Source organism: Planomonospora sp. ID67723 (assembly GCF_015711605.1).
Taxonomy (GTDB): Bacteria; Actinomycetota; Actinomycetes; order Streptosporangiales; family Streptosporangiaceae; genus Planomonospora_A.
The window spans coordinates 758352-770333 of the sequence record NZ_JABTEZ010000005.1; the positions used below are offsets into that span (position 1 = coordinate 758352).

General features: G+C 73.6%; 11 protein-coding genes. 8 read left to right on the plus strand and 3 right to left on the minus strand.

The genetic code is table 11. From position 1 onward, the window contains the following. Positions 1-27 precede the first annotated feature (27 nt). The 7 genes from HS041_RS34105 to HS041_RS34135 all read left to right on the plus strand — a co-directional run bounded on the left by HS041_RS34105 (position 28) and on the right by HS041_RS34135 (position 6821). Positions 28-825 carry a phosphotransferase gene (locus tag HS041_RS34105; RefSeq protein WP_196444959.1) on the plus strand — a complete coding sequence of 266 codons (798 nt, stop codon included), beginning with the start codon at positions 28-30 and terminating at the stop codon, positions 823-825. After that, positions 809-1807 carry a cobalamin biosynthesis protein gene (locus HS041_RS34110; protein ID WP_196444960.1) on the plus strand — a complete coding sequence of 333 codons (999 nt, stop codon included), beginning with the start codon at positions 809-811 and terminating at the stop codon, positions 1805-1807. The genes HS041_RS34105 and HS041_RS34110 overlap by 17 nt, the downstream gene beginning before the upstream one ends. Positions 1808-1880: 73 nt before the next feature. Then, positions 1881-3410: a cobyric acid synthase gene (locus HS041_RS34115; RefSeq protein ID WP_196444961.1), complete on the plus strand. Its 1530-nt coding sequence runs from the start codon at positions 1881-1883 to the stop codon at positions 3408-3410. Next, a complete protein-coding gene (locus tag HS041_RS34120; RefSeq protein WP_196444962.1) occupies positions 3407-3616 on the plus strand; it encodes an SHOCT domain-containing protein in 210 nt (69 codons plus the stop codon). Before HS041_RS34115 ends, HS041_RS34120 begins: the two co-directional genes overlap by 4 nt. 230 nt (positions 3617-3846) lie before the next feature. After that, positions 3847-4761, plus strand: coding sequence for an ABC transporter ATP-binding protein (locus HS041_RS34125; RefSeq protein ID WP_196444963.1), 915 nt, complete (start codon positions 3847-3849; stop codon positions 4759-4761). Further along, a complete protein-coding gene (locus HS041_RS34130; RefSeq protein ID WP_196444964.1) occupies positions 4742-5542 on the plus strand; it encodes a DUF2705 family protein in 801 nt (266 codons plus the stop codon). The genes HS041_RS34125 and HS041_RS34130 overlap by 20 nt, the downstream gene beginning before the upstream one ends. 85 nt (positions 5543-5627) lie before the next feature. Beyond that, the gene (locus HS041_RS34135; protein ID WP_307845584.1) at positions 5628-6821 is read left to right on the plus strand and encodes a PucR family transcriptional regulator; all 1194 of its coding nucleotides are present in this window, start codon (positions 5628-5630) and stop codon (positions 6819-6821) included. A 7-nt stretch (positions 6822-6828) separates the two neighbouring features. Here HS041_RS34135 and HS041_RS34140 read toward each other — a convergent pair whose 3' ends face one another. Then, positions 6829-8172 (minus strand): MFS transporter, encoded by a 1344-nt coding sequence (locus HS041_RS34140; RefSeq protein WP_307845585.1) that lies wholly within the window; start codon positions 8170-8172, stop codon positions 6829-6831. A 67-nt stretch (positions 8173-8239) separates the two neighbouring features. Between HS041_RS34140 and HS041_RS34145 the strand changes: the two genes are divergently transcribed. Next, positions 8240-8866: a helix-turn-helix domain-containing protein gene (locus tag HS041_RS34145; RefSeq protein ID WP_196444965.1), complete on the plus strand. Its 627-nt coding sequence runs from the start codon at positions 8240-8242 to the stop codon at positions 8864-8866. A 90-nt stretch (positions 8867-8956) separates the two neighbouring features. On the opposite strand, the gene HS041_RS34150 is transcribed toward HS041_RS34145, so the two are convergent. Both HS041_RS34150 and HS041_RS34155 read right to left on the minus strand, forming a co-directional pair. Beyond that, a complete protein-coding gene (locus tag HS041_RS34150; protein ID WP_196444966.1) occupies positions 8957-9916 on the minus strand; it encodes a quinone oxidoreductase family protein in 960 nt (319 codons plus the stop codon). 151 nt (positions 9917-10067) lie between these two features. Then, positions 10068-11969 carry a serine/threonine-protein kinase gene (locus tag HS041_RS34155; RefSeq protein ID WP_255530186.1) on the minus strand — a complete coding sequence of 634 codons (1902 nt, stop codon included), beginning with the start codon at positions 11967-11969 and terminating at the stop codon, positions 10068-10070. Positions 11970-11982: the final 13 nt, after the last annotated feature.

The following is an 11982-nucleotide window of genomic DNA, read 5'->3' on the forward strand; positions in this document are numbered from 1 at the left end:
GGGCGGGCCGGTCTAGGCTCAATTGGCATGTTCGTCACCACGGCCTATGAGGAGATCCCCCTTCTGGGCGGTGATGTGACGGACGGGGTGGTGCGCGTCGGCGACACCGTGCGCAGGCCCACCCGTCCGTCCACGCCGTCCGTGCACGCGCTGCTCCGGCACCTGGAGGCGGCGGGGTTCGACGGAGCTCCACGGGTGGTGGGCCTCGACGAGCGGGGCCGGGAGATCCTCACCTACCTGGAGGGCGAGTCGGGGCTCCGCCCGCTGCCGTCGTACGCGGTGACCGACGAGGCGCTGGCCGCGCTCGCCGGGTTGCTGCGCCGCTTCCACGACGCCGCCGCGTCCTTCCGGCCGCCCCGGCAGGCGGTCTGGGAGAACGGCTCCAACGACGACCGGGCACCCGAGCTGGTCGGGCACTGCGACGTCAACCTCGACAACGTGATCTTCCGTGACGGCCTGCCGTGCGCGCTCATCGACTTCGACCTGGCCCGGCCGACGACCCGGCTCTTCGACGTCGTGACGACCCTGCGCCACTGGGCGCCCCTCGCCGACCCGGTGGACCTGGATCCCCTCCAGCGCGATCTGGCCGTCGGCCCCCGCCTGCGCCTGTTCTGCGACGCGTACGGCCTGGCGCCCCGCGACCGCCGCCGCCTCCTCGACCTGGCCCGTCTGCGCTTCAGCCGCTCCTACATCGCGATGCGAACCAGGGCCGCCTCCGGTGGCGGCTGGGCCCGCGTGTGGGCCGAGGGCGCCGGGACGCGCATCCGCCGGGCCGGAGCCTGGCTTGACGTCCACCAGGATGAGCTCCATGCCCATCTCGTGTAGGAACGTCTCATCCGGAGCCGGACGCTCCGGGACCGGTTCGCCCGCCAGCGCCCACGCCCTCGGGATGCTCGCCGGGGTCGCCCTCGACGCGGTCCTCGCCGACCCGCGCCGCGGGCACCCGGTCGCGCTGTTCGGCCGCGCCGCCGCCGCCCTGGAGAAGCGGCTGTACGGCGACGCCCGCGCCGACGGCGCCGTCCACGTCGCCCTCTGCGTCGGCTCCGCGGCGCTGCTCGGCGCCGTCGCCGGCCGGGTACGGCATCCGCTCGCGCGGGGCGCGGTGAGCGCCGTGGCGACCTGGTCGGTGCTCGGCGGGACCACGCTCGGCCGAGAGGGCGCGGCCATGGCGGCCTTCCTGGAGGCCGGTGACCTGGCCGGCGCGCGCGGGCGGCTGCCGCACCTATGCGGCCGGGACCCGTCCCGGCTGGAGGAACCCGAGCTCGCCAGGGCGACGGTCGAGTCGATCGCGGAGAACACCTCCGACGCCGTGGTCGCGCCGCTGCTGTGGGGAGCGGTGGCCGGAGTGCCGGGACTGCTGGCCTACCGGGCGGTCAACACGCTGGACGCCATGATCGGCCACCGCAACGCCCGGTACGCGCGCTTCGGCTGGGCCGCCGCCCGCCTCGACGACGTCGCCAACGCCGTACCGGCCCAGATCACCGGGCTGCTCACCGTCCTGGCCGCCCCCCTCGCGGGCGGTTCGTCGAGGCGGGCCGCTGCCGTGCTGCGCAGGGACGGCCACCGCCACCCCAGCCCCAACGCGGGCCGGTGCGAGGCGGCGTTCGCCGGGGCGCTGGACGTCACGCTCGGCGGGACGAACGTCTACGGAAGCCGCGTGGAGCACCGGCCGGAGATGGGCGACGGGCCGAAGCCGTCGGTCCGGGACATCCGCCGCTCGGTACGGCTGGCGCGCGCGGTAGGGTTCGCCGCTGCGGGACTCGCCGTCCTCGTCGCGCTCCGCGCGGGTGAGCGCCGTCCGGCGTGAGCGGCTGTGGCGCGGTTCCCTGGCGGGTGACGACATCCGGCGGCGTCCGGCGGGAGAGTGGGGGAGAGAAGGCATGAGAGGCGCGCTGCTGGTCGCCGGAACCACGTCCGACGCGGGCAAGAGCGTCGTCACCGCGGGGATCTGCCGGTGGCTGGCCCGGCGGGGTGTGAAGGTCGCGCCGTACAAGGCGCAGAACATGTCGCTCAACTCCTTCGTCACCGCCGACGGCGCGGAGATCGGCCGGGCTCAGGCGATGCAGGCCGCCGCCTGCGGCCTGGAGCCGAGCGCCGACATGAACCCGATCCTGCTCAAGCCGGGCAGCGACCGGCGCAGCCAGGTGGTGGTCATGGGCCGGCCGCTGGCCGACGTCGACGCGATGGAGTACTGGCAGGTCAAGGAGCACCTCCGGGAGACGGCGGTCGGCGCGCTGGAGCGGTTGCGCGCCCGCCACGACGTGGTGGTCTGCGAGGGTGCGGGCAGCCCCGCGGAGATCAACCTGCGCCGGGGCGACATCGCCAACATGGGCCTGGCCCGCGCCGCGGACCTGCCCGTCATCGTGGTCGGCGACATCGACCGGGGCGGGGTCTTCGCCTCGCTGTACGGGACGGTGGCCCTGCTGGAGCCCGCCGACCAGGCGCTGGTCGCCGGATTCGTGATCAACAAGTTCCGGGGGGCGCGCGAGCTCCTCGAACCCGGCCTCGACATGATCCGGAACCTGACCGGCCGTGAGGTGTACGGCGTGCTGCCCTGGCTGGACGGGCTCTGGCTCGACGTCGAGGACTCCCTCGCCCTGGACAACCGGCCCGCCGCTCCGGCGCGCACGCCGTACGGCAGGCAGACCCTGCGCGTGGCCGTGGTCAGGCTGCCGCGCATCTCCAACTTCACCGACGTCGACGCCCTCGCCTCAGAGCCCGGCGTGGTCGTGCGCTTCGTGACCTCCCCGGCCGAGCTCGACGACGCCGACCTGGTGGTCCTGCCCGGCTCCCGCGCCACGGTCTCCGACCTGGCCTGGCTACGCGCCACCGGCCTGGCCGAGGCGCTGTCCGGCCGGGTCGTGCTGGGCATCTGCGGCGGCTACCAGATGCTCGCCCGGACCATCCGCGACGACGTCGAGTCGGGGGCCGGGCTGGTCGAAGGGCTCGGGCTGCTGCCCGCGACGGTGGAGTTCGCCGCGGACAAGACGCTGGGCCGCCCGGTCGGAAGCGCGTACGGCTGCCGCGTCGCCGCCTACGAGATCCACCACGGCGTGGTGACCGCCGAAGGCGGCGCCCCCTTCCTGGACGGTTGCCGGGCCGGGACCGTCTGGGGGACCACCTGGCACGGAGCCCTGGAGAACGACGACTTCCGCCGGGCGTTCCTGCGCGAGGTGGCCGCGGCCTCCGGCCGCGACTTCACCCCCGCGCCGGGCACCTGCTTCGCCGCGCTGCGCGAGGAGCGCCTGGACGCCCTCGGCGACCTGATCGAGCAGAACGTCGACACCGATGCCCTGCTCCGCCTCCTGGAGAACGGCGCCCCGGCGGGCCTGCCGGTCCTGCCGCCGGGTGGACCCCTCCACGAAGCCCCGGATTTCTCGCAGAATGGGGGTATGGACGGTGAACGGTGATCACCCGGATGGTGCTGGTCCTCTTCGTCATCGCAGCGGTCGCCGCGGTGGTCCTCGGTGTCGCGCTCGTGGTCCACACCTCCCGTCGCAGGAGCGCGCCCGCCCCTGACGATCCCCGCGAGATCCTCAAGCGCCGCTACGCGGCCGGCGAGATCGACGAGGACGAATACCTCCGCCGCATGTCCGGCCTCTCCCAGGACTGGTAGGGGCCTGAGACCTTCCTGAGCGGGGGAGCCGCGGCTTCGCTGAGGACGTCATCGGGAAGCCGGCTGTACGGCTCCACCCGGTTCCGAAAGACGCGAGGTTCGACTCGTCGGGTCGGGAGCGCCGGATCGCCGGGTGGTGGGCGGCTTCCGGAAGCGGGAAGCGAAGGGGCGGGCAAGTGTCGTGATCGAGTCATGGTCCGGGCGGTCGGTGCGGGAGCACCATCGGGGGCATGACAGCGGTAGTTGAGACCGAGGGACTCACGAAGTTCTACGGAAAGCGCCGAGGGCTGGAAGATCTCGACCTGGAGATCCGCCCCGGAGAGGTGTTCGGGTATCTCGGCCCGAACGGCGCGGGCAAGACGACGACCATCCGGCTCCTCCTCGACGTGATCCGCCCCACCCGGGGCCGGATGAGCGTGCTCGGGGCCGACCCCCGGGATCCGGCCGTGCGCGGGCGGATCGGATACCTTCCCGGGGAGCTGGCCCTGGAGGGCGCGGAGAGGGCGAGCGCCTATCTGGCCTTCCTGGGACAGGCCCGGGGCGGGGTGTCCCGCGACCGGATCGCGGCGCTCGCCGAGCGGCTGGACGCCGACCTGTCGGTTCCGATGGGCAAGCTCTCCAAGGGCAGCAAACAGAAGGTCGGGCTGATCCAGGCCTTCATGCACGAGCCGGAGTTCCTGATCCTGGACGAGCCGACCAGCGGCCTGGACCCGCTGGTCCAGCAGGAGTTCCTGGCCATGGTCCGTGAGGTGCGGGCGAGCGGGCGGACCGTGCTGATGTCCTCCCACGTCCTCGCCGAGGTGGAGCAGGTCTCCGACCGGGTGGGCATCGTCCGCGGCGGCCGGCTGGTCGCGGTCGAGGACATCGCGGTCCTGCGGGAGAAGGCGGTGCGCCGGGTGGAGCTCCACTTCGACGCGCCCGTGCCCCGCGAGGCGTTCGAGGACCTGCCCGGCGTGCGGGACCTGCGGGTCGAGGGGGCGGCCGTGAGCTGCACGATCGACGGCCGTCCCGACGCGCTGGTCAAGGCGGCGGCCCGGTTCACCGTGGTGCATCTGGTCAGCGCCGAGCCCGACCTGGAAGAGATCTTCCTGGCCTACTACAGCGAGAGCGAACAGGAGGGCCGTCATGCCCGTGCTGGTGTCTAAGAGCCTGCGGGACTACCGCAGCTCGCTGGTCCGCTGGACGGTCGGCATCGGGGCCTTCTTCGCCCTCTACCTGTCGTTCTACCCGAACATCTCCGAGAACAAGGAGATCTACGGCCCGCAGGCCCTGGCCAAGTTCCCCGGCGCGATGCGCGACCTGATGGGCGGCATGGAGGACTTCACCTCCGGGATCGGATACCTCAGCAGCGTCGTCTACCAGCTGTTCGGGCCGATGCTGTTCATCGTGTGCGCGATGATCCTCGGCAACCGGGCGATCGCCCAGCCGGAGGAGTCCGGCACGCTGGAGCTGACCGTCACGCTCCCGATCGACCGCAGGCGGCTGGTCTTCGAGCGGTTCGTCGCCCTCGCCCTCGGCCTGCTCGCCGTCGCGACGGCGACCTTCCTGCTCGCCTGGGGGCTCTCGGTCGTCTCCGACATGGAGGTCCCGGTCGGCCGGATCCTCGCGGTGCACACCGGCGTCTTCCTGCTCGCCCTGTTCTTCGGCGCGCTGTCGCTGACGGTCGGTGCGGCCACCGGGCGCAAGGGACCGGCGATGGCGGTCGTCGGGGTGGTCGCGGTCGGCGGGTACGTCGTGGAGACCCTGGGAAAGAGCGTGGATGCGATCTCCTGGCTGCGCTGGGTCTCGCCGTTCCACTACTACCTGGACGGCAGGCCCCTCTACCAGGGCTTCCCCGTCGCGGACTACCTTGTACTGGCCGGGGCGACCGTCGTGCTGCTGGTCACCGCGGTCCTCGCCTTCGACCGGCGTGACGTAGGAGTCTGATGGACGAGATCGCAGAAGTCGGCGTGCGGTTGAACGGCAACTCAGAGATCGCAGAAGCCGGCGTGCGTCGAGCGAAGAGGCGGCGGTGACGGGGGTGCCCGCCGATCTGCTCGGCGGGCACCCCCGCGTGCTCGGTGAGGCGGTCGCCACCGGGCGGTTGCCCGGCCGTGAGGTTATCGACGCCTACCGGACGTCGGGGGCGCGTGCCGCCGAGCTGGGCGTGCCGCTGCGGGAGCTGGTCGACGCCGCCCTGGCCATGGCCGAATCGGCCGGGCTCGCCGGACCTGCGGGGCCGGACGGCGCCGGGCCGGGCCGGGGCTTCGGTACGGCGTTGCTCCCCGCCCTGCGACGGGCGGTCTCCGCCCTGATGGAGGGCTACGAGAACGCCCAGCGGCTGGCGATCCGCCAGGAGGAGGCGGCCCGCAGGGAGTTCGTGGACGACCTGCTGCAGGGCCGGGCCGACCGGCTCGCCGAGCGCGCCGAGCACTTCGGCCTCCGGCTCGCCGAGTCCTACGTGGTCGCGGTCGCCCGCCTGTCCGGCCCGGCGGCCGGTGGTGCGCCGCCGTCCGATCCCGCACGGGCGAGAACATCCGATGGCGGCTCCGGTCCGGCCGGTCGCGTCTCCTCCTCTCCGAGGCCGCTGTGGGACGGCGATCCGGTGGTCCGGCGGATCGAGGAGGCGATGATCGCCCGGTTCGGCTCGCACAACGTGCTGATCGCGGTCCGGGACGGGCTGCTGGTCTGCGTCGCGCCGGGCACCCTCGCCGCGGCCACCGGGGAGTTCACCCACCACGTGCGGCAGGCTTTCGAACCCGGCTGGCGGGTCGGGGTGGGCCGTCCGCACCGGGGACCCGGCGGGGTGGTCGCCTCCTACCGTGAGGCGGGCAACGCGATCGAGCTGGGTGACCGGCTGGGCCTGCGGGCCGCCGTGCTCAGGGCCGCGGACCTGCTGGTCTTCCCGGTGCTGCTGCGCGACCGGGAGGCCATCGACGACCTGGTCACGACGGTGCTGAGCCCGCTGCTGGAGGCGCGGGGCGGGCCGGATCCGCTGCTCGGCACGCTGGAGGCGGTCTTCGCCGCCCAGGGCAACCAGACCGCGGCCGCGCGCAAGCTGGGCATCAGCACCCGGGCGGTGACCTACCGGCTGGAGCGCATCCGCCGGCTCACCGGCTTCTCGCCCGACGACCCCACCCAGCGCTTCACCCTGGAGACGGCGGTCCTGGGCGCCCGCCTCCTCGACTGGCCCGCCCAGCCGCTCGCCTCGCAAGCCGGGAAATGACGCGGCCTCAGGCGGTCACGGGCCGGGCCTCGGCCGCAGGCGCGGTCACGGTTTCCGCGGTCACGGCGGACCTTCCCCAGGCCGCCGCCGCGGTGGCCTGGGCGAGGTCCGCTGTGGTGGCCTCCGCCTCGGCCTCGGCGGCGGCCACCGAGCGGGTCGTGACCGCCCGGGAGACGAGGAGGATGGTGAGGACGCACAGCGCGGCGGCGGCGCAGAACACGGCGGGCAGCCCGGCCGCGGTGGCGAGGATCCCGCCCGCCACAGCGCCCAGGGGCCTGGCCCCCATGCCGATCAGGCGGATGGTCGCGTGCACCCGGCCCATCAGCTGCTCGGGGATGAGCCGCTGGCGCAGCGAGACCAGCAGGACGTTGGAGACGGCGTTGGTCACACCGAGGAGCACGGCGGTGACGCCGATGACGGGGACGGTGGGGACGAGGACGGGCACGAGCAGCAGGAGCCCGTTGACCACGTTGACCGCGGTCAGCGTCCTGGCCTGCCCGGCGCGCCGGGCCAGCCGCTCGGCGACCAGCGAGCCCGCGACCGCCCCGAGTGCGAGCCCCACTCCCAGCAGGCCGTACCCGACGGGGGTGAGTCCCACCCGCGACCCCTCGCCGGCGACCCACAGGACGAAGACCGCGAAGTAGGCGTCGTTGGCGAAGTTGAACACTCCCGCGAAGACGGCCAGGCTCCGCAGCACGCGGTGGTTCCACACGTACCGCAGTCCCTCGGTGATGTCGGCGCGGAGCGGGCCGGAGGAGGGGGCCTCGACGCGGAAACGCCCGCGCATGCCGAGCAGGGCGAGTCCCGCCGCCGCGTAGAGGAGGGCCGGTGCTCCGAGCGTGGCCGTGGCGCCGGGCGCCGCGGTGCCGCCGATCCCGATCAGGACTCCGGCGAGCGGGCCGCCGAGGAAGTTGTTGCCGACCGTCTGCGCGGCGACGAGCTTGCCGTTGGCGTCGGTGAGCCGGTCGCGCGGCACCGCCATCGGCACCACCGCCTGCGCCGCGCTGTCGGCGAAGACCTCACCGACGCCGAGCAGCAGGACCCCGGCCAGCAGCACGGGCAGGTCCAGTATCCCCAGCCAGGCCGCCAGCGCCAGCACGGTCAGCGCGCCCGCCCGGGTCCAGGTCGCGGTGACCATCATCGTCCGCCGGTTCAGCCGGTCGGCGAGTGCTCCCGCGTGCAGGGAGAACAGCAGCCAGGGAAGCGTCGCCGCCACGCTGACCAGAGAGACCAGGAGCGGCGAGCGGGTCATGGCCACCGCGATCAGAGGCACACCCATGAGCACGATGCCGTCGGCGGTGTTGGAGAGAGCGGAAGAGGTCCACAACCAGCGGAAGGGTCGTCCAGGCACGGGTGCCTCCGGTAACGTGTAAAAGGAAGTATGCAAATATTCCTTTGCAAAGGTATGGCTGCACGCGATGGATGACAAGACCCCCGACACCGGCACTTCGCCGATCCGTGAGCACCCCGTCCGCGAGCTGGACGCCTCGGCGATCAAAGGGCTCGCCCACCCGGTACGGCTCCGCCTGCTGGAGCTGCTGGAGGACCACGGCCCCGCCACGGCGACCCAGCTCGCCGCCCGGACCGGGGAGAACACCGGCTCGACCAGCTACCACCTGCGCCAGCTCGCCCGGCACGGCCTCATCGAGGAGGCCCCGGAGCGGGGGAAGGGGAAGGAGCGCTGGTGGCGGTCCCGGCCGTTCGGGTTCGACGGGGACCGTTTCCGCCGCGACCCCGACACGGCGCAGGCGGCCGAGTTCGTGCTCGCCGAGGTGATCCGTCAGCGGAGCGCGGACCTGAGCCGCTGGCTGGAGGAGTCGATGAGCACGCCCCGCGAGTGGACCGAGGCCACCCTCGACCTGCGCCGGGTCATGCGCCTCACCCGGGAGGAACTCGCCGGGCTCGTCCGGGAGGTCTCCCAGGTCATCGACGCTCATCACGCGAGGGCGATGGACAGGAAGGAGGACGTCCCGGACACCGCCCGGGTCATCGTCACCTTCGACGCGTTCCCGGTCGGCCTCGCCCGCCGGGAGCCCGCGGAATGACGTACGGCCGCCGCCTCACGAGAGAGGCGGCGGCCGAGGCGGTGCGGGAAGGCCCGACGGCGGGAGGGCGCGGCCGTACGGGGACCGGGATCAGGGGATGAGCAGCACCTTGCCGGTGGTGCGGCGGGCCTCCAGGTCCTCGTGGGCCCGGGCGGCCTCGGCGAGCGGGTAGCGGCGGGAGATGTGCACCCGGAGCCTGCCGGAGGCCAGCCAGCCGAAGATGTCGGAGGCCCGCCAGGCGAGCTCGTCCTTGGTGGCGATGTAGGAGCCCAGGGAGGGGCGGGTCAGGAACAGGGAGCCCTCCCTGGCCAGGAGCTGCGGATCGACCGGCGGGACCGGGCCGCTGGCCTGGCCGTACAGGGCCATCATGCCGCGCGGGCGCAGGGCGGCGAGACTCTCGTCGAAGGTGGCCGCGCCCACGCCGTCGTAGACGACGTGCACGCCGGAGCCGGTCAGGTCGCGGACCGCGTCGGCGAAGCCCCGGTAGCGGAGGACCTCGTCGGCGCCGGCCTGACGGGCCAGCTCCTCCTTCTCCTCGGTGGAGACCGTGCCGATCACCCGGGCCCCGCGGAGCTTGGCGATCTGGGTGAGCAGCAGGCCCATGCCCCCGGCGGCGGCGTGCACCAGCACGTCGTCACCGGGCTTCACCTCGTGCACCGAGTGGGTCAGGTAGTGCGCGGTGAGCCCCTGGAGCGTCACGGCCGCGGCCAGCTCCGGCTCGACCCCCTCGGGCACGAGGAGCAGGTGGGAGACCGGCACGACGGCCCTCTCCGCGTAGCTGCCCATCACGTTCGCCCACGCCACCACGTCGCCGACGGAGACGCCCTCCACGTCCTCGCCGACCGCGGCGACCGTGCCCGCCCCCTCGTTGCCCGGGACGAAGGGCAGTGAGAGCGGGTAGCGGCCCATCCGGTGGTAGACGTCGATGAAGTTCACGCCGCTGGCGATGACGTCGACCAGCACGTCACCCGGGTTGAGCTCGGGCTCCGGGCAGTCGGAGTACGTGAGGACCTCGGGACCGCCGGTGGCGGAGACGACTGTGGCGCGCATCTGACGGGCTCCTTGCTCGGACGGATGTCTCGGTCTTCCCCAACTGGGAGCCGATCATTCGTTGTTCCCGCCCGGAGCAGGGAGATCGCCGTGGCGGCGGCCGGGGGCCGCCGCGGGCGCCCGCCCCGGAGACCGGGACGGGCGCGGGCGGTCAGGGCTGTTTCTGCGCGGTGCCCGGGCCGTGCATCGTGAAGTTGTCGAAGGAGGCCTTCAGGACGGCGCCGCTCCTCTCCCCGACCCGGGCGATCATGCCGACCTCGCCGGTGGGCAGCGGGTTGTCGTCCAGGATCGAGTGCACCTGCCTCCCGTCGACCCACATGGTGAGCCGCACGCCGCTCTGGCCGCCCGCGCACTCGGCCTGGAGCCGGACGGGAGCGTTCTTGGGCAGGTCGAGCTGGACGGGCTCGGCCAGGTCGCCCCCGGCGCTCTTGACGGTCCTGCGGATGCGGGCCTTGCCGGAGGTGTCGATCAGGAACTCGTAGCGCGTCGCCTTGGTGTCGTCCTCGCCCCGGCAGAACAGTCCGTACTCGCCCGATCCGGTGCTGCCGTTGCGGGTCGCGACGCTGACGCCCAGCAGCAGCCGGTGAGGGGTGATCGGGGTCGGGGTGGCGGAGGGGTCCGGGGTGGCGGGCTGCCGGGGCGTGAAGGGGATCGGGGCGGTCTCCCGGCGGACGGCGTTGTCGCCGTCGACGTCGAGGGCGTAGTAGCCGCCGGGCGCGTAGCCGTACCCGCCCGTCCCCTCGTCGTAGGTGCCGCCGCTCCAGCCGGTGCCGCTCTGGGTGAAGTCGTCCTGGTAGAGCAGGGTCAGGTCCTTGGGGGGACCGCCCGAGGTGAGGGCGAGGTAGGCGCCGACGGCGCAGCCCACCGCGACCAGGGCCGCGACCGCCCCGCCGATGAGGGTCTTCTTCCGCCGCGCCGCGGCCGGCCCCGGCCCGGAGGACCCGGCGCCCGGGGCGTGTGTCCCAGGCCCGGTGCCCGAGACGTGGGTCCCGCCCGGCGGCCATGTGGAACCGGGGCCGGTCCGGCCGAGCGCGTCGGGGTGCGCGTCCGGCGCCACGAGCCCGGTCGTGCCGGTGTGCGCGGCGGCTCCCGCGTGTGCGACCTGGCCGGTCGGGGCCGGCGTCCCGGTCCGGGGCTCGGTGCCGGGCGGTACGGCTCCCGCCCACGGCGTGGTCTCGCGCAGCGTGGGCGGGCTCTGCTGCCACACGGTCTGGACCGAGTGGGCCGCCTGCTCGGGGGCGGCCGAGCGGCCGACCAGGTGGTCGAGGACCTGCTGGGCCGTGGGGCGGTGGCCCGGCTCCTTGGCCATGGCGTAGGAGACCAGTTCGCGCAGCGCCGGCTCCATGCCCTCCAGCACGGGCTCGGTGTTGAGCACCTGGTAGAGCACCGCGTGCAGGGCCTCCCCGCCGAACGGGGAGCGCCCGCTCGCCGCGAAGGCCACCAGGCAGCCCCAGGAGAACACGTCGCAGGCGGGGGAGACCGGCTCGCCGCGCAGCACCTCCGGCGCCATGTAGCGCGGGGTGCCGATGATCTCACCGGTCCCGGTGACCCCGCTGAGCGTGTCGAGCGCACGGGCGATGCCGAAGTCGATCACCCGGGGGCCGACCGGGGAGAGCAGCACGTTGGACGGCTTGAGGTCGCGGTGCACGACCCCCGCGCCGTGGATCGCGGTCAGCGCGGTGGCCACGCCGACCGCGAGCGCGTCCAGGCTGGAGCCGCGGAGCGGGCCGCCGGATCGTACGGCCTCCTCCAGGTTGGGGCCGGGCACGAACTCGGTGACGACGTACAGCTGGTCGCCGTCGAGCGCCGTGTCCAGCACCGCCGCCGTGCAGAACCGCCGCACCCGCCGGGCGGCTTCCGCCTCCCGGCGGAAGCGCATCCGGAACTGCTCGTGCTGGCTGTACTCCGAATTGATCACCTTGATGGCGACCTGCTGCCTGTCGGAGGCCTCGCCGAGGTAGACGGTTCCCATGCCGCCCCGGCCCAGCCGGCCGAGCACTCGGTACTGTCCGATCTGGAGGGGTTCACCCGGACTGAGGTTGTTCACCGTCATACCTGCCGCTTGT

Excerpts from the sequence above, each read along its gene's own strand:
- HS041_RS34150 (WP_196444966.1), bottom strand. The coding sequence starts at position 9,916 with ATGCGCGCCACAGTCGTCTCCGCCACCGGCGGTCCCGAGGTCCTCACG.
- HS041_RS34110 (WP_196444960.1), top strand. The coding sequence starts at position 809 with ATGCCCATCTCGTGTAGGAACGTCTCATCCGGAGCCGGACGCTCCGGG.
- HS041_RS34105 (WP_196444959.1), top strand. The coding sequence starts at position 28 with ATGTTCGTCACCACGGCCTATGAGGAGATCCCCCTTCTGGGCGGTGAT.
- HS041_RS34155 (WP_255530186.1), bottom strand. The coding sequence starts at position 11,969 with ATGACGGTGAACAACCTCAGTCCGGGTGAACCCCTCCAGATCGGACAG.
- HS041_RS34130 (WP_196444964.1), top strand. The coding sequence starts at position 4,742 with ATGCCCGTGCTGGTGTCTAAGAGCCTGCGGGACTACCGCAGCTCGCTG.
- HS041_RS34125 (WP_196444963.1), top strand. The coding sequence starts at position 3,847 with ATGACAGCGGTAGTTGAGACCGAGGGACTCACGAAGTTCTACGGAAAG.
- HS041_RS34115 (WP_196444961.1), top strand. The coding sequence starts at position 1,881 with ATGAGAGGCGCGCTGCTGGTCGCCGGAACCACGTCCGACGCGGGCAAG.
- HS041_RS34145 (WP_196444965.1), top strand. The coding sequence starts at position 8,240 with ATGGATGACAAGACCCCCGACACCGGCACTTCGCCGATCCGTGAGCAC.